This is a genomic window from Mycobacterium europaeum (assembly GCF_002102155.1).
In the GTDB taxonomy this organism is placed as follows: domain Bacteria; phylum Actinomycetota; class Actinomycetes; order Mycobacteriales; family Mycobacteriaceae; genus Mycobacterium; species Mycobacterium europaeum.
Map to the genome: position 1 here is coordinate 169,250 of NZ_LQOU01000015.1, position 15,195 is coordinate 184,444.

18 protein-coding genes are annotated in these 15,195 nt (G+C 63.4%); 9 read left to right on the forward strand and 9 right to left on the reverse strand.

Annotation, left to right across the window (positions count from 1 at the left end):
* The first annotated feature begins 66 nt into the window (after positions 1 to 66).
* The 3 genes from AWC03_RS07730 to AWC03_RS07740 all read left to right on the forward strand — a co-directional run bounded on the left by AWC03_RS07730 (position 67) and on the right by AWC03_RS07740 (position 2,400).
* Positions 67 to 1,086, forward strand: a complete 1,020-nt coding sequence (locus AWC03_RS07730; protein WP_085239922.1) for a CobW family GTP-binding protein — start codon at positions 67 to 69, stop codon at positions 1,084 to 1,086.
* A gap of 26 nt (positions 1,087 to 1,112) precedes the next feature.
* Entirely contained in the window at positions 1,113 to 1,949 is an 837-nt protein-coding gene (locus AWC03_RS07735) for an acyl-CoA thioesterase (RefSeq protein WP_085239923.1), read from the forward strand.
* A 175-nt stretch (positions 1,950 to 2,124) separates the two neighbouring features.
* Positions 2,125 to 2,400 carry a DUF6400 family protein gene (locus tag AWC03_RS07740; protein ID WP_420845651.1) on the forward strand — a complete coding sequence of 92 codons (276 nt, stop codon included), beginning with the start codon at positions 2,125 to 2,127 and terminating at the stop codon, positions 2,398 to 2,400.
* Positions 2,401 to 3,052: 652 nt separating this feature from the next.
* Here AWC03_RS07740 and AWC03_RS07750 read toward each other — a convergent pair.
* The 4 genes from AWC03_RS07750 to AWC03_RS07765 form a co-directional block, all read right to left on the reverse strand.
* Positions 3,053 to 3,712: a cysteine hydrolase family protein gene (locus AWC03_RS07750; RefSeq protein ID WP_085239926.1), complete on the reverse strand. Its 660-nt coding sequence runs from the start codon at positions 3,710 to 3,712 to the stop codon at positions 3,053 to 3,055.
* A gap of 76 nt (positions 3,713 to 3,788) precedes the next feature.
* Positions 3,789 to 4,679, reverse strand: coding sequence for an NADP-dependent oxidoreductase (locus AWC03_RS07755; protein ID WP_249025840.1), 891 nt, complete (start codon positions 4,677 to 4,679; stop codon positions 3,789 to 3,791).
* Between the two features lie 88 nt (positions 4,680 to 4,767).
* The gene (locus AWC03_RS07760) at positions 4,768 to 5,685 is read right to left on the reverse strand and encodes an alpha/beta hydrolase (protein ID WP_158089953.1); all 918 of its coding nucleotides are present in this window, start codon (positions 5,683 to 5,685) and stop codon (positions 4,768 to 4,770) included.
* Positions 5,686 to 5,769: 84 nt separating this feature from the next.
* A complete protein-coding gene (locus AWC03_RS07765) occupies positions 5,770 to 6,009 on the reverse strand; it encodes an SDR family NAD(P)-dependent oxidoreductase (RefSeq protein ID WP_208859406.1) in 240 nt (79 codons plus the stop codon).
* Positions 6,010 to 6,145: 136 nt separating this feature from the next.
* On the opposite strand from AWC03_RS07765, the gene AWC03_RS07770 reads away from it, so the two are divergent.
* Complete coding sequence (locus AWC03_RS07770; RefSeq protein ID WP_085239929.1) at positions 6,146 to 6,718, forward strand: TetR/AcrR family transcriptional regulator; 573 nt, start codon at positions 6,146 to 6,148, stop codon at positions 6,716 to 6,718.
* Positions 6,719 to 6,822: 104 nt separating this feature from the next.
* Here the strand turns inward: AWC03_RS07770 and AWC03_RS07775 are convergent, their stop codons facing one another.
* The 3 genes from AWC03_RS07775 to AWC03_RS07785 form a co-directional block, all read right to left on the reverse strand.
* The gene (locus AWC03_RS07775) at positions 6,823 to 7,134 is read right to left on the reverse strand and encodes a type II toxin-antitoxin system PemK/MazF family toxin (RefSeq protein ID WP_085239930.1); all 312 of its coding nucleotides are present in this window, start codon (positions 7,132 to 7,134) and stop codon (positions 6,823 to 6,825) included.
* Entirely contained in the window at positions 7,124 to 7,357 is a 234-nt protein-coding gene (locus AWC03_RS07780) for a hypothetical protein (RefSeq protein ID WP_065446892.1), read from the reverse strand. The genes AWC03_RS07775 and AWC03_RS07780 overlap by 11 nt, the downstream gene beginning before the upstream one ends.
* Before the next feature lie 751 nt (positions 7,358 to 8,108).
* Positions 8,109 to 8,717, reverse strand: coding sequence for an LGFP repeat-containing protein (locus tag AWC03_RS07785; protein ID WP_085239931.1), 609 nt, complete (start codon positions 8,715 to 8,717; stop codon positions 8,109 to 8,111).
* A 224-nt stretch (positions 8,718 to 8,941) separates the two neighbouring features.
* Here AWC03_RS07785 and AWC03_RS07790 point away from each other — a divergent pair, with 224 nt between their 5' ends.
* From AWC03_RS07790 to AWC03_RS07800, 3 genes are all read left to right on the forward strand, one after another.
* A complete protein-coding gene (locus tag AWC03_RS07790; protein ID WP_085239932.1) occupies positions 8,942 to 9,331 on the forward strand; it encodes a TA system antitoxin ParD family protein in 390 nt (129 codons plus the stop codon).
* A gap of 22 nt (positions 9,332 to 9,353) precedes the next feature.
* The gene (locus tag AWC03_RS07795; protein ID WP_085239933.1) at positions 9,354 to 9,932 is read left to right on the forward strand and encodes an ATPase; all 579 of its coding nucleotides are present in this window, start codon (positions 9,354 to 9,356) and stop codon (positions 9,930 to 9,932) included.
* 341 nt (positions 9,933 to 10,273) lie between these two features.
* Positions 10,274 to 10,564 carry a hypothetical protein gene (locus AWC03_RS07800; RefSeq protein ID WP_085239934.1) on the forward strand — a complete coding sequence of 97 codons (291 nt, stop codon included), beginning with the start codon at positions 10,274 to 10,276 and terminating at the stop codon, positions 10,562 to 10,564.
* A 78-nt stretch (positions 10,565 to 10,642) separates the two neighbouring features.
* Here AWC03_RS07800 and AWC03_RS07805 read toward each other — a convergent pair whose 3' ends face one another.
* Together AWC03_RS07805 and AWC03_RS07810 are read right to left on the reverse strand one after the other, a co-directional pair.
* Positions 10,643 to 11,425: a PhzF family phenazine biosynthesis protein gene (locus AWC03_RS07805; RefSeq protein WP_085239935.1), complete on the reverse strand. Its 783-nt coding sequence runs from the start codon at positions 11,423 to 11,425 to the stop codon at positions 10,643 to 10,645.
* Between the two features lie 194 nt (positions 11,426 to 11,619).
* Positions 11,620 to 12,219 (reverse strand): TetR/AcrR family transcriptional regulator, encoded by a 600-nt coding sequence (locus AWC03_RS07810; RefSeq protein WP_085239936.1) that lies wholly within the window; start codon positions 12,217 to 12,219, stop codon positions 11,620 to 11,622.
* 72 nt (positions 12,220 to 12,291) lie between these two features.
* Between AWC03_RS07810 and AWC03_RS07815 the strand changes: the two genes are divergently transcribed.
* Positions 12,292 to 13,707, forward strand: coding sequence for an ABC1 kinase family protein (locus AWC03_RS07815; protein WP_249025842.1), 1,416 nt, complete (start codon positions 12,292 to 12,294; stop codon positions 13,705 to 13,707).
* Entirely contained in the window at positions 13,694 to 14,893 is a 1,200-nt protein-coding gene (locus AWC03_RS07820; protein ID WP_142278340.1) for a cytochrome P450, read from the forward strand. Before AWC03_RS07815 ends, AWC03_RS07820 begins: the two co-directional genes overlap by 14 nt.
* Positions 14,894 to 15,195: the final 302 nt, after the last annotated feature.

Here is a 15,195-nt window from a genome sequence, read left to right on the forward strand (position 1 = left end):
GACAGATCGTGCCTGCCGCGCCGGTTAGCATTCGGGAGGTCTGGACGGCGATGTGGAGGGTGAGGCTTGACTGCGATACCCGTCATCGCGCTCACCGGTCATCTCGGAGCCGGCAAGACGACGTTGCTCAACCACCTGTTACGCCAACCTGACACGCGAATCGGCGTGGTGGTCAACGACTTCGGCGACATCAATGTCGACGCCGGTTTGGTGGCCGGCCAGGTCGACGAGCCCGCCTCGATCGCCGGGGGCTGCATTTGTTGCCTGCCCGATGGTGGTGGGCTCGATGATGCACTTATCAAGCTCGCCGACCCAGTTCGGCGCCTCGACGCCATCATCGTAGAGACCAGCGGTCTTGCCGATCCGGTCGCAATAGCGCGGCTTATCGCCTTCAGTGAGATCCGCGGAGTTCGACCGGGCGGGCTCATCGACGTCATCGATGCCGTGAACCATTTCGACACCGTCGACTGCGGCGCACTGTCGCCCGTCCGCTACGGCGTGGCGTCGCTGATTGTCGTCAACAAACTTGACCAGGTGCCTGAGGGCGACCGGTCGGCGGTGGTGCGACGCGTCACACAGCGTGCGGCGCAACGTAACCCGCGCGTACATGTCGTGGGCACGACGGGTGGTCGGATAGATCGAGGGCTACTCTTCGACGCGTCCGCAACGTCCGGACAGGTCGGGCAGCTTTCGTTTCTGGATCTGGAGTACGACCGCGACCATGACCATGACCATGACCACGTTCATGCGGATGCCGTTACCGTCAGTAGCCCTGGTTGCGTCGACCCCGATGCCCTGTTCGACCTTCTCGAAGATCCACCGGCGCGGGTGTTCAGGCTGAAAGGCGTCGTGGCGGTGCGGCACCGCACGACCGTCCACGACTACGTCGTCAACATGGTGGGTAGCGCAATCCATATCGGTAAGGCGCCGCAGGGGACTATGGCCAACTGCCTGGTGGCGATCGGGATGGACCTCGACATCGACGGTGTCCGTACGCGACTTGACGGCGCGCTGCAGCCCGCGTCGGGACGGGCGTCGGCGCAGGCTCTCCGGCGGCTCGCGCGGTACCGGCGCCTCAGCGCCTGAGAAGCGATCCGGCAAGATACGAATCGATGTCATCTTCGCTCGGCGACGTGCTCGCCACATTGGAACTCGAAAGGGTCGGCCAGTGGCTCTTCGTCGGGCAGCAGCTGCCCGCGCCCGCCAACCACATTCTGGGCGGGCATATTTCGGCTCAGGCCTTATTGGCGGCAAGCCGCACCGCGCCGGGTCGCCTACCGCACAGCGTCCACACGTACTTTCTCCGCCCCGGCGATTCACGTCGGCCGGTGGACTTCGAAGTTGTCGACCTCCAAGAAGGCCGGACTTTCTCGGCGCGACGGGTCACTGCGCGCCAAGACGACAAGGTTCTGATGGAAGCGATGTCCTCGTTCAAAGCCACCGACTCCGCACCCGCTCAGGTCGTCTACCAACCACCCATGCCAAAGGTTCCCAGTCCGGAGTCCTTGCCGTGGGTAGCGCCACACGTGGCCGAGTCCGACGAGGGCTCCCAAGGGCGGTGGGCGAGCCTGCGCTGGTTCGAGCGCCGGATCGTCGACACCGAGGTCGCTCCACCGGCGCGGGCGCGAATGTGGTGGCGACCCGAAGGGCAGGTTCCCGATGATCCAGTGCTGACCGCCAGCCTGGTGGCCTATCTGTCGGCGGTGACGTTGACCGAGCCGGCATATGCGGCACGCGGTGGTGTCGGGGCGTCGGCGCAGCGAGATCATTCCGTGTGGTTCCACGGTTCGGCGGTGTTGTCGGATTGGCTTCTTTACGATCGGTCGTCGCCGAGCAGCGCTGGTTCGCTGGCGCTGGCCAGTGGGACGATGTTCAACCGCAGCGGCGCGCTGGTGTGCACGGTGGAACAAGAGATGTACTTTCCGCCGCGGGTGGTCGCGCCGGGCTAGGCGGACGATCGACGATGCGTCGTCAATGACCCTGCAGCGCAACACTATTCGTCACTGTGACGTATTGCCCGGCGGTGGGCGCGGGGAAGGCGGACGGGGGACAGGACCCCCGGTGTGACGAATGTCAACCGACGACAGTGACGCGGGTCATAGCCCGATCAGTGCCGAACGGGTCATGCTGGCCGTTCGTTTGCTTATCTATCTAATGGCTGGGAGCGCGATGGCCGACCTCGACTTCGCCTATGACCTGACACTCGACGAGGCGCGCAGACGCAGCGCGATGTTCGCCGCGATCGGTGACGACTATGACCCGATCGCGGTGCTCGGCGCGGAACAGAAGGCCTACGAAATGCTGTACTCGAACCTGGACGAGGAGCAGCAACGGGTCTATGACGAGTTGGTCCGCGCCGGCGTGCTGCCCGAACGGACGACTGCTCGTGTTACCGATTGATCCGACCGCCGACCGTGGCCGCCGCGCATGGCTGCCTTGTCCGCGCTGCGAACACGGCGCCAAATGCGGTGAGTGCCGAAGTAGCCGCAACTGCGATACGCACTGGCAATACCTCCTGAGCAACAAGGGCACCCTGGTGCACTTGCAGTGCTCAGATTGCGGCCACCTCTGGTCGACGGACACGCATCGCCGCACGCGCCCCAAGCGCTGGGGGCACAAGTTGAACTAGGGCGGTGACCGCCTGCATCCGAATAGCCCTGCGCCGCACCATAATTCGTCACAGTGACGTATTGACGGCGATGGGCGGGGAGGAGAGGGTCGGTGCCGTATCGACCGGTGGCCCGGCCGCGGACAGGTGAATGCCCCGGCGGCCGGGTCATTGCCCTGATCGTTGACGCCTACCATCACGCCGGTCGCGCCGGGCGGGCGTCTCGTCACGCGCTTGGAGAACTCGCCGGCGTTCCAAACCGCCTGGTGAGCCGCTCGATGTGGGCGGCTGGCAGTGCATTCGCGCGAACGCGCTGGCCGCGTTATGCCGATAAGCGACATTATGTCAAGAACGAAGACGCTAAGCCGACTGACTTCCGTTCCTCACAAATTCGCTAGTGCAGAAGCGTGATTTCGCATCGTGAAACTTCGGCCCCACTTGGGGTTACGTGTGGGCGGGGCTCGCTGCGTCACCGAGTTGAGCTATAAGCGGTCCGGTTTCACACAGGGTCGCGCCGATGTTCGTCATCTCAGCTCGGCCGCGCTCGTCAAGTCCGGAGATCGCGTCTGCGACGACCACGATTCGGTAGTCACGTTCGCTTGCCTCGTAGACCGTCGCGCGGGGGCAGTTTGCATAGTTGCATCCGGCGACCACGACGGTGTCGACGTGGTTGGCGTTCAGGTGCTCTTCGAGTGGGGTGCCGAAAAACGCCCCCCACCGGGGTTTGTAGAGGACGATTTCGCGATCGCCAAGTAATTGGGCGCCCCCGGACAGAAGTAGGGCGTCGTCGAGTTCGACGCCAGGGCGCGGCGTAAGGCCAGTTGCAAGCAACCGGCCCGGTGTTCCGGGCCTCAGGATTGGGATCGGGCCGCTGACGAGATTCTTGCGCACGGGCTCGGCGTTGCTGCCATCGCCGGAGTAGAGCCGCACGATGTGTACTATCGGCAGGCTGGCATCACGAAATGCAGTGCATAGGGAGCCTATCCGCGGTACGGCCGCTGATGTACCCGCAATCTCGATTGTTCCCCCATCAAGCGTGTCGACCTGCACATCGATCGTCACAAGCACCGCCGACTCGAAGTGCGGCTCGATCAACGATGACATCTCTCAAGCTTAAGAAACTGCAGGGCGAGCAACCCAAGCGGGGACGGTTGACCTTGCGGCTTGATCGATGGGTCGTTTATCCGGGCAGGATGATGAGCTTGCCCCGTTTGGCAGTTCCGTGTTGTTCCATTTGGGTCAGTGCTGGAATCGCTTCTGAAAGCGGCACCGCTTGAGCGACGGGTAGTCGGAGGTGACCGTCGGCGGCGGCTTGCGCGATCGCTTCGATATCGGCGGTGACCACTTGCGCGATCACGACTTGGAATGGACCGGGCAGGGCGCTTCTGGCGATGTTGGCTGGACTGGGCTTGACGCTCACGATGCGACCGTGCGGTGCCAATATCTTGCGGGCCTTGCTGATCGGCAGCTTGCCGGCGGCGTCGAGGACGACGTCGAACCGTTGTGTGATCGCGGTCGGGTCGAAGTCGAAGTCGACGATGGGATCGATACCGAGCGCGCGTGCCTCGTCGGCGGAGCCGGCGCGACAGCTTCCGCCCACCGAAGCCCCTTGGGCGGACGCGAGTTGGAGGGCGGAGCGGCCGACGGCCCCCAGGCTCGCGTGTACGAACACCGACTCGCCGGGCCGCAGCTGCGCCTTGGTGAACAGGGCTTGATATGCGGTCCCGGCGGCGATGGGAATGGCGGCTGCCGCCTCGAAGGACAGGCCAGCGGGTTTCTTCACCACAGCTTTTTGTTCGGCGACGACCACGTCGGCGAACGCACCCGACTCCTTGATCGAGGCGCCGCCAAGCACCTCATCACCCGCCTGCAGCCGAGTGACGTTATCGCCGACGGCTTCGACGATGCCGGCGAAGTCATAGCCCATCGCGCGTGGAAAGCTGCGGCCGGTAACCATTTTCATCTTGCCGTTGCGGATCCCGAAGTCCATCGGGTTGACGGAGGCCGCTCGAACCCGAACACGGACGTCGTCGGCGCCCAGCTTTCTGGGCTCGAAGTCTTCGAGCTGCATCACCTCGGGTCCGCCGTATTGGTGGTACTGAATGCGCTGCAGTGTGGGCATCTGGGTTCTCCAATCGGTGATGTCGAACGTGCGGTGTTTAGAGGTGGAGGGGTAGTGCCAGAACGGATGCGAGGAATGCCAGCGTGGTCTGGTGCAGCGGCGCTGCGTTGAAGTGTGGCGATCCGTGATCGCCGCCGGCGATCTCGACCAGCTCCGCTCGGGCACCCGCGTCGGTGAGCGCGCGATACAGGCGACGGCTCTGCTCTATGCCGACACGACGGTCGTGGTCACCGTGCACGATCAGGAAGGGCGGCGCGCCGGGGTGCGCGAGATGGCACAGGTTTGCGCGTTCCACGGCGTCGGGCCGGCTGGAGGGCACGAACCCGAAAAAGCGCGCCAGTGTGCTGTCGGGACCCTCCATCAATTCGATGGCGTCGCGGTGTGCGTCCTGATCGTGTCGAAGAAAATCGGTGGGTGCGTAGTGCTCCACGACGCCGGCGAGTCGGCAGGACACCTTGGCGTACGGTTCGATGCGGCCGACCAAGTCGCTGCTGTCGCCGGCCAATGCGACGGCGCTGATGAGGTAAGCGCCTGCGCTGGAACCGAATCCAACGATGCGCTCGGCATCGAATCCGTAACGGTCGGCGTTGGCCCGCACCCATCGCACGGCGGCGGCGACATCCTGGACGGCGGCGGGAAAGACGGCCTCACCGCTGAGTCGGTACTGAACCGACACCACGGCCAGACCTGCCTCAAGGAGAAATCTCCATGGCCCCATTTGCTTGATACCGGTGAAGAATCCCCCCGGATGCGCGTACACCACAACGGGAACCGGTGTCGTCACCCGACGCGCTGGGATGTGCAGATCCATGGTGAGCGGCCGAAATCCGATAACGGTGGCATACGTGCGATCCAGATGGCTTGCTACCCTGGGGAAGAGCTCGACCGGTGCCAACGTGTCGAATTCGGGTCGGATCAAGGTCGAGATCATCTCATCAGGGATGTCGACGGGCATACCGACAATGTGCATCTCAAGCTTCCTTTCGAAATATGCCGCAGCAGAGTGAATTTCCGTTCGATTGATTGTGCGCTGCGGTCTCTACGAGAGCGCGGCTGAACAGCCAGCCGAACATGTTGACCGACAACGATCTCGGAGTCCGCGAGCGAACTGTGCGCGGCAAAGCTCGGCGGCCAGCGCCTCCAGGCGATCTTTGCGGCGCAACACCAGAACGACGTTGACGCGGGCTGAGTTGAGATGGCGTGCGAATTGCTCTCCAATACCCGAGGACGCCCCCTTCACGACCGCGTAATCCCCATGCACGACGCGAAGATCCTTCATTCCAGTTCCCGTCTGCCTGGTGGGCGATCGCCGCGGGCAACCCCACGACGCTGGGCAGTATGACACCGAGTGTCATCACACTACACCATCACGGCACTTGGTGTCATCCGGTCGGCGTGGACTCTAGAATGCGGATATGAGCCGGTGGGAGCCCAACGCGGCCGCGCGGTTGGAAGTTGCCGCAGTCGAGCTGTTCGCCGACCGCGGATACGACAACGTCACAGTGGTCGAGATCGCTGAGCGCGCGGGATTGACCAAACGCACCTTCTTTCGTCACTTCGCCGACAAACGCGAGATTCTCTTCCGCGGCCAGGACGCCTACCGCGAAATGTTCGCTGCGGCTATCGCAAGTGCCCCTGCTGACGCCACCCCGATGCAAGCGGTGGGCGCAGCACTGACCGGATTCGCAGCAAGCTTCGCCCGCGACCGCCGAGAATTTCTGGCCAAACGTCAGGCGGTCATCGCCAGCAGTTTGGAATTGAAGGAGCGCGACCTCCTTAAGGCCGCCGCTTTGACCGCAGCGATGGCCGAGGCATTGGTCAAACGCGGGGTACAACCGCCCATCGCGAACCTGGCCGCCCAGGTCGGCGCGCTCGCCTACGGCGATGCCTTTCAACGCTGGCTGCAGCCCGGGAATCGCACATCGATGGCCAAGCTGGCCGAGAAGGCGCTGCGAGACCAGGGCTCGGCAATTGACGCGCTGCGCTGAATGCCCTTGGGTCCACGGCGACCGCATGACCCGGAATTCGGCGGAATCGAATGTGGCGGATTACCAGTAATAAACTCTCAGGCGGTCATGATGGCGCCCGGCGCTCATAGAGCGAGGACGACACGCAGGGCCGCATCAACGCGGCGCAATTCGTCGAGGCTTAAGAACCCGACGCTCTTGCCGAGCCGGCCCGGGTCGACCGCTGCGGTCTGCTCGGCAAGTACGCGGGTGTTCACGCCGCCGATTTCAACCCCGGGTCGGAAGCTGGCGGCACGAGCCGACGTAGACGTCGGTGCAACCAGCCAGGTCGACAGCGGTAATTGATCTGACTGGACTACTACGGCGTATCGGGAACCGGACTGCTCATGACCGCGACTCCCCCGCGAGGCATGCAAACGAAAGACCTCACCACGCACGCAGCGTCTCCATATCGCGTAGCACCTGCATGGCCTCAGCACGGTCGGACTCGTCTTCGGCAAGCCTTTCCGCCTCGGCGCGAATCGCCGCGTTGGCCTTCCGGCGTGCGGCATCGATAAGAGCAGATCGCACGGCTGCGGACACAGCCGTGCCGTCTTTGGTCAAAACCTCCAGCGCCCTCGCGGTGTCCTCGTCGGGCCGGAAGGTAATCGTGTCAGCCATAGGAACAGTGTACGACGCTTTGTAAGACAATCACCGGTTCCACGTGAGTGCGGTTTTCACATTGCTGCGGCAGCCCCAGTCAGGGCCACCTCCCCGGCGTCGGGGTGGTGGGTTCGCGGTTAATGCCGGAGGATGAAAAGCCCTACTATTCGGCTAGCGCAACCAGCCGCAGCACAGTGCCGTCGGCTTCGGGAGTAAAGGAGTCCAACGTGAAGGCGAGAGTATTGATAACCACGGTCGGTGGTCTAGCGGCAGCCTTGACCGCTGGTGTCATGTGGGCCGCACCATCGGCCTCGGCTAGCGACTTTTGCGATTCGCTTGGCAATCCCGCGCAAGTTCACGATTGCAACTGCGGTGCCGATAACGTCCCAGGTAGCCCGGAATACCAGCAGTGCCTGCATGGAACTGCGGCTTCGCCCGGAACGGCCAAGTCCCCGGTACCCGCGCCATCCCCCTGATCTACCGCGCTCGGCTCGCCACCGGTGCGGTGAACCGCGAGTGCCCATCCCACCTCCGAGGGCTCGTGGGGAATATGCACGAATCAAATATGGAGGGTTACCGGTGAACTACTCCGTTTTTCCTGATGAATCAGACCATGTGTTGGACGGACGCTGACCACAGAGTCCATACTGCATATTGCATCGCTCCCGTTGCCAGCCGCGGACATATCCACAGATTTCGCTTGGCGCCCAAGGCTTTTCGGTGGCCGTAGACCTGCAATATTTGGAGTTTGATGAACGCCTCATTCGGTCTACAGCCCAGATGGTACGGCCTTGCCGTTTACGGCAACCTTGACCTGGCCGGTCTTGGGGTTGTACTCGATCGTGCCGTGCTCGAAGTTCGACACGAGCAGATCGTCGACGGCGTTCACGTCGCTGGTCGGAAATCCCAGCGGACCTGCCGAACCGTTAGTGCCGGTGATCGCGGGCACGCCGTTCGGGTCGCGCGGGACATTCCATGCCTCCCGGAGCTTGCCCGTGGTGATAAACGCGGGCGTCCCGGGCTTGTCGTTTTTTGCAGTGATCACGCCGCCCTGAAACTGTTGGAATACCAAGCCACTCGCCCGTTTTCCCGCGTTGCGGTCACCCGTCAGCGGCTTGCCGAGGGCCTTCTTCTGATCCTCGGTTGCCGACGAGTACTTGGCGGCGATCGGGCCGGTCAGGGTCACCTCGACATCGCTCTCCCCGATGAGCTTGACCTCGGTGGGCTGCGCCGGGGTTGTAGACGTGGAGATGGGGTGCGCACCGACCTGAGGTGGTGCCGACCCGTCGACGCTCTTGCCATTGCTGCAGCCCACAGCGATTAGCGCGACGGCGGCCAGGCCGACGACTGCCGGGTGGCGGTATGCGATCGTTCTCATAGGCTTCTCCCCCGCGTCTTCCTGTGGTGTGGGTCAAGTTGCGGCTGACCTACGCGCTCGGCCCCGACGTAACCAACCACGTGAGTGGTGCAGGCCGCCGCGGTGTTCGTGGCTCCGAACGAACTTACGCCCGCGGTGATAGACGGCAAGCGGCCGCAGCGAGTGGCCTACGCCTTGTAGCATTCCGCTACGAGGCGTAGCATTTTGCTACAGGAGGTGCGGATATGACGAACGTCGCCGACCGCGTCACGCGGGTCGCCGCCGATCTTGTGGACAGCGCCGCTGCTGAGGGTGCTCGCCAGAGCCGGTCGGCCAAGCAGCAACTCGATCACTGGGCTCGAGTGGGCCGGGCGGTGTCGAGTCATCAGACCGCCTCGCGGCGCCGTATTGAGGCCGCGCTGGCCGGTGATCTGGACACCAACCATCTGTCCGACGATGAGGGGCTTGTCTTCAATGCAGAGATCTCGGCCGCTATCGAGGAGTCGCTAGCGACCGCCCATTACGGTGACCTGCTGTCAGCGCGTGGCATCACGACAGTGGCGCTCAACGACGACGGCGAAATCGTCGAGTACCGGCCCGACGGCACTACCTCCGTGGTCGACGTCGACGGATGAGCCATGACTTCGCGACGCGTCGGTGAAGCGGCTCGACCTCGTCGTCGGCCCGAACGGCGCTGGTAAGTCGACGTTCATCGCGTTCACGCTGGCGCCGTTGTTGCCACGCAGCGTGCTCGTCAACGCCGACGAGATCGCCAAGCAGCGTTGGCCCGACGATCCGGCTACGCACGCCTACGATGCAGCGCGGATCGCGGCGGATACCCGCGCCAAGCTGATCGATGCCGGTGTCTCGTTCATCGCAGAGACCGTATTCTCCCATCCGTCGAAGCTGGAGCTGATCCGCTCCGCCCACGATGCGGGCTACGTCGTCGCTCTGCACGTGATGCTGATCCCCGAGGGCCTCGCCGTCGAACGCGTACGGCGGCGCGTCCGCCACGGCGGTCACGACGTCCCCGAGGGCAAGATCCGTGAACGGCACCGCCGATTGTGGCAATTGGTGGCCGATGCGATCGAGATCGCCGACACCGCAACGATCTACGACAATTCACGCCTCGACGGGCCCCGGATAGTCGCGCAACTGACCGCCGGCACGGTCATTGGCGCACCGACGTGGCCGGCGTGGGCCTCCGAGAAGCTATTCCGACGCTGGCCGGGCTAGGTGCGCTAGCGGCCCGCTTCGACGCGATCGTGTCGTGCAAAAAGGCTTGCCTGGACCAAGACGTACTCGTGAAGATCCGACAGTGCGCGTAGCGCGAAGTCGACGTCGTTGACGGCGTTGTAGAGGTGAATGAGAACCGAGTACGGCCGGCCCGGGCAGTGACGGTGGGTCCCTCGTCGAGCAGTCGACGCCGAGCTTGGTCGGGTAGTTCGACTGAGATGATCGCCGAATATGCAAGCCACGCTAAATACTTGACGACGTCACCACGTAGCTGAAGACCGGAAACGTAAGGTCTTCACATGAGTAGCCGCCGAGCGTTCAATGCCGCACACACTCGGAATGTGTCGCTGACGATGTACGTGTTTTTGTGGCCGCGCCCGGGTATGGATGAAGCCCTATCGGCCTACGAGGACACCGTCCTAGCGCTGGTTCCTGAACACTGCGGGAAGGTTTTGCGCCGGGATCGCACCGACGGCTCGGGTGGTTGGCCGCTGGAGATTCAGCTATTTGAATGGGCGTCGCAGGAGGCGATTGATGGCTACATGGTCGATCCACGACGTACCGAGCTGGCCGCCGAGCGCGCCGCCGCCATCGCCCGCACCGAGATCGTGCCGGTCCAATCCAGCCAATAGAGCAGCCGCCCGCCGCCGGCTCGTCGATGAAGTCAGCGAAGTGATCGGATCCGAGAAGCCGTAGCCTCGCGGCTGCGTTCAAATCGTCAATTCGCCGCGCGTGATGGTTACCGCTTTCCCGGTCAGGTCGACGCGATCGCCTTTTAGGTGCACGTCGATATAACCGCCGCGCGCTGATGCCTGGTGGCCAGTCAGAGCGGTCTTGTTCAGCTTGGCTGACCAGTAGGCCCCAAGTGTGCAGTGAGCTGAGGCCGTCGCAGGGTCCTCGTCGATTCCCGCGGCCGGGGCGAAAAAGCGGGAGACGAAGTCGATGTCAGCCTCTCCAGGTGCGGTGACGATAAGGCCGCGCGCCTCCAGCATGGCCAGTGATGCTAGATCAGGTTTGATGCAGCGAACAGCATCGGCTGAGTCGAGTTCGGCGAGCAGGTCAAGTCGTCCCCGCGCCGCCGCCTGAGGCCTAACACCCAGCGCGTCAACGAGTTCCGGCCCAACTGGAACGGACCTGGGATCGTCACTTGGAAGATTCAACGTGATGCGGTGATCGGGTCGCAGACGTGCTTCCAGCGGGCCCGCGGAGGTCGTGAATCCCAGCGTTTCGGTCCGCTCTCCCAGTTCCCACAAGATATGGGCGGCCGCCAGGGTGCCGCTGCCGCATAGCGTGAGCTCGGTACGCGGGCTAAACCATCGCAAGCCTAGGTGAGGCTGCGCCTGGCGGACGAACGCGGTCGCGGGCAAATTCACTTCCGCGGCCAGCTGTTGCAGCCACTCCGTCGCGGGCCAGTGTGAGTTCAACAGGACCACTGCGTTCGGGTTGCCGGCGAAGGGTCGGTCGGCGAAACAATCGACCTGAAAGAAGCGCACGTGTCAATTTTGCCCCGCGAGCCATCGCGGCGTGTGAGTAGGTGCGCATCCTGCACGCGATCGCCGCCTTGGCGTCCTTTCCCTGGCGACGTCGCGTCGGAACAATATGCGCGAATCGACTATGGAGGATTGCCAGTCATGCGCCCCGTATTGAGGCGCCCTGCCCTCGGTCAATACGCCGGGAGCTGCGCGCATCATCGAACTGTATCGATACGGGTCGCGAGGAGCACGGTCCATTCGCTGAGATACCGATCGTCGGGAATGCGTACTGAGGATTGGTGGAAAATACCTGTGGCGAAGCGTATTCCGAGAATGCCGTTGACGCCGAGCGCGGCGAGGACGGCGCGATCATCCGGCGCCAGCGTTGGCGCCCACGCACCGATCCAGTCGGCCAGTTCGGCGTTCAATCCATCGATGAGTGCGGCGTAAGCGGTGTCCAGGCGAGCCGATCGCCCCGCCGGTGTGCGGGCGGCGATCTGGAGCAGTTGGATCTCTTCGTCGATGACGCTGAGCAGATAGCGCCCCAATACGGTCAGTTCGACGTGTAAGTCGCCCAGTCCGGCGAACAGTGTACGGATGTCGCGCATCGCATGTCGGCGATCGAGCTGGCGATCGATCCCGGCGTCGAGCAATGCGTCCTTCGACTTGAAGTGGCGATAAAGTGCGCCTGAGCCCGCGGCCAAGCCTGCGGCGGCTTCGATCTGGGAGACGCTGGTCGCTTCAAATCCCTTGGCGCTGAACAGTCGCATCGCTTCGGTGACCAGTCGTTCCCGGGTCGACACCGGTGCAGTCATTGACCTCTCCAAAGTGATCACTTACATTTGGTAAGAGCTTACTACAGATCGTGAGCATTGCGAGAGGACCCAATGGCACAGCGCGACAGATCGGTGCCGCACGGGCGCCTCCGGCGCACCATGCTGCTGGCGGGGTTCGCTGCCCGCGCTGCAGGAGGCCGGCTCGCAGCCGGATTACGGGAGAGCACCGGTGATAGCGGCGCTGTCGAGCGGTTTCACGAGCGCACCGCCGAGCGCTACACGGAACTGCTGGGCCATTCCAAAGGCGTATTGATGAAGGCCGGCCAAATCCTGTCGATGGTCGACGCCCGCGCAGTAGGCACCGGCGGATACTGGCCCTATCAAAAAGCCCTGGCCCGGCTACAAACTGACGCACCACCAATGCACCCCACACTGGTCCATGCAGTACTTGAAAAGGAACTCGGTTCTGCTGTACGACATTTCGCCGAATTCTCCGATGAGCCGATGGCCGCGGCATCGGTTTGCCAAGTGCATCGGGCAGTGCTGACGGACCGCCGCGAGGTGGTCGTCAAGATCCAGTATCCCGGTGTCGCTCAGGCGATCCGCGACGATCTCGCCAACACCGAGCTCCTGGCAACGTTCATGCGATTTGTCACGGCGGCATCAGGGATCAAGGTTGACATTCGGACGCTCGCGAGCGAGGCCGCCGCGCGTATTGGCGAGGAGGTCGACTATCGCCACGAGGCGGCCACCATCACCCGGTTCAGCGAGCTCTACCGCTGCCATCCGTTTATCCGCATCCCCCAGGTCGTAGGTGAAGCTTCCAGCGACCGCGTGCTGACAATGACCTATCTGGATGGCATGGACTATCCGGCCGCACAGCAGACCGACCAGGAGCTCAAGAATACTTGGGCGGAGGTGATCACGCGTTTCATCAATGGCAACTACCGGCACGACAATTTGGTGCACGCTGATCCCCATCCGGGCAACTACCGGTTCAACTCTGATGGCAGCGTCGGCTTCCTAGATTTCGGCTGCGTCCAGCATTTCCCCGAGAAGCAGCGGCGGCTCTGGGTAGCAGCCATACGCGCCTCGATGGAGGAACGAAAGGATGACTTTCGTGACCTGCTGGTTCAGCTAGGGATGGTTGGCGCCGACTCGTCCCTGACCGCCGAGGACCTGCAGCAATGGATCATCGACACAGCAGCCGTGGACTATACCGCGGCCGAACCAGCGACCTTCACACCCGACGCCACGGCACGCACGATCAGTGGGATGTTCGACATTCGTGACTCCAATCATGTGGTGGCCCGCATGTCCCCTCCGCCATGGTTGGTTTTCACCAGTCGCATCCAACTCGCCTGGGCCAGTGTGACTGCCGGCTTGCAGGCCACACTGCCGATTCGAGCCATCATGGACGACCTCGACGGTGTCGCCAAACCGATCACCGAGCTGGGAAAACTGCACCACGCCTGGGTGCGCGAGCGCGGCCTGCCCGGGGCCTTGGACCATCATGACCACCCCTGACGTCCAAGCCGCGGTGCGCCTGCCCTGGGATGCCGCGGACCCCTACCCGTTCTATGAGGCGTGCCGCCGCGAGGGCGACGTGGTTTGGAACGACACCGCGGCAGCCTGGCTGATCCTGGGCTACCACTCGGCTCGCCAGATTCTGGCCGGGCCAGGCTGGACCAGCAACCCGCTTGCCAACCCCAACACCCAACCCGCCCTACAGGCAACAGATCCAGACATCCTGCGCCGCAACATGCTGTTTACTGACGGCATCGACCACCGACGACTGCGCGGCTCGGTCCGAGACTTCTTTACCCGCAATTTCATCGCCGGCCTGCGCGACGGCATCGCCACGATGGCCGCAGACGCGATTGATTCCATTCCCGCCGGCGTCGAGTTCGACTTCATGACTGACATCGCATTACCCCTACCCATTGCGGTCGCCGCAGCCTGGATGGGACTCGACGTCGACGCTGCCCGACTCCTCCGCGAGGAGTCCCCTGCAATCACCCGAATGCTTACCGACTCGCAGCACACCATCGCCATCGGGAACGGCGCAGACGCCCTAGCCACGCTGCTCATCGAATTTCTTCCGCTGGCCGCCGACCGCCGCCACTGTCCTGGCGATGACCTGCTCAGCGTCATCGCGACCGACCCCGATCTCGAACTCGACGACGTCGTCACCACCGCGATCATCATTGCCATCGCCGGTCATGAAACCACCGCCAATTTGCTCGGCGCAGCGGCGATCCGCCTCCTCACCCCGGTGCCACACGGCAGCCGGCCCATCGAGAATATCGAGGCCGTCGACGACCAGTTGATCACCGAGCTGATGCGCTTAGATGGCCCTGTGCAGGCCGTGGCGCGCACCGCCACGCGTGACCACCTCATCGGCGATATCGCCATCCACCCAGGCGATTCCGTGCTTGTCGTCTTGGCCGCGGCCAACCGAGACCCCACCGTCTTCGACCAACCCGACCAACTCCGTACAGACCGACCCAGTCCCCCACCGCTCACCTTCGGCCACGGGGCTCACTACTGCCTGGGAGCACCATTAGCCCGCCTCCAAACGGCCATAGCCCTCCAACAACTCCTGGCACGCTATCCCGCACTTTGCGGGGACCCCACGTGGCGAGAAAGCCCAGCCATCCGCGGACCCCAGACACTCCCGTGCACCTTCCGTGCCCGGATTGCGGGTTGTTGAGCCGATCTCCGCGTCCAAAGGCAAAGAGGGATATGCACGAATCGAATATGGAGGATTACCGGGAAGGTACCTCGTTTTCATCTGGTAAATCAGTGCTGGCCCTCGTCTGCCCACCCCCGGGCTGGTGCGCGGATTCGGCCAGGATTGCCGCGTGATGGAGACGTGATCGACGGCGCCAGGTAACGCTAACGGTCTGTGCGGACGTGGCTGGGAAAGCGCCGAATACCCGCACTGAGACCGCAGCGTCATCATACTGTCAACTGTGACGCCAGGACGAGTTCGGGACGTATCACCAAAGCGAG

Excerpts from the sequence above, each read along its gene's own strand:
- AWC03_RS07740 (WP_420845651.1), top strand. The coding sequence starts at position 2,125 with ATGCTGGCCGTTCGTTTGCTTATCTATCTAATGGCTGGGAGCGCGATG.
- AWC03_RS07770 (WP_085239929.1), top strand. The coding sequence starts at position 6,146 with ATGAGCCGGTGGGAGCCCAACGCGGCCGCGCGGTTGGAAGTTGCCGCA.
- AWC03_RS07765 (WP_208859406.1), bottom strand. The coding sequence starts at position 6,009 with ATGAAGGATCTTCGCGTCGTGCATGGGGATTACGCGGTCGTGAAGGGG.
- AWC03_RS07810 (WP_085239936.1), bottom strand. The coding sequence starts at position 12,219 with ATGACTGCACCGGTGTCGACCCGGGAACGACTGGTCACCGAAGCGATG.
- AWC03_RS07820 (WP_142278340.1), top strand. The coding sequence starts at position 13,694 with ATGACCACCCCTGACGTCCAAGCCGCGGTGCGCCTGCCCTGGGATGCC.
- AWC03_RS07750 (WP_085239926.1), bottom strand. The coding sequence starts at position 3,712 with ATGTCATCGTTGATCGAGCCGCACTTCGAGTCGGCGGTGCTTGTGACG.
- AWC03_RS07785 (WP_085239931.1), bottom strand. The coding sequence starts at position 8,717 with ATGAGAACGATCGCATACCGCCACCCGGCAGTCGTCGGCCTGGCCGCC.
- AWC03_RS07790 (WP_085239932.1), top strand. The coding sequence starts at position 8,942 with ATGACGAACGTCGCCGACCGCGTCACGCGGGTCGCCGCCGATCTTGTG.
- AWC03_RS07760 (WP_158089953.1), bottom strand. The coding sequence starts at position 5,685 with ATGCCCGTCGACATCCCTGATGAGATGATCTCGACCTTGATCCGACCC.
- AWC03_RS07815 (WP_249025842.1), top strand. The coding sequence starts at position 12,292 with ATGGCACAGCGCGACAGATCGGTGCCGCACGGGCGCCTCCGGCGCACC.
- AWC03_RS07755 (WP_249025840.1), bottom strand. The coding sequence starts at position 4,679 with ATGCAGCTCGAAGACTTCGAGCCCAGAAAGCTGGGCGCCGACGACGTC.
- AWC03_RS07735 (WP_085239923.1), top strand. The coding sequence starts at position 1,113 with ATGTCATCTTCGCTCGGCGACGTGCTCGCCACATTGGAACTCGAAAGG.
- AWC03_RS07780 (WP_065446892.1), bottom strand. The coding sequence starts at position 7,357 with ATGGCTGACACGATTACCTTCCGGCCCGACGAGGACACCGCGAGGGCG.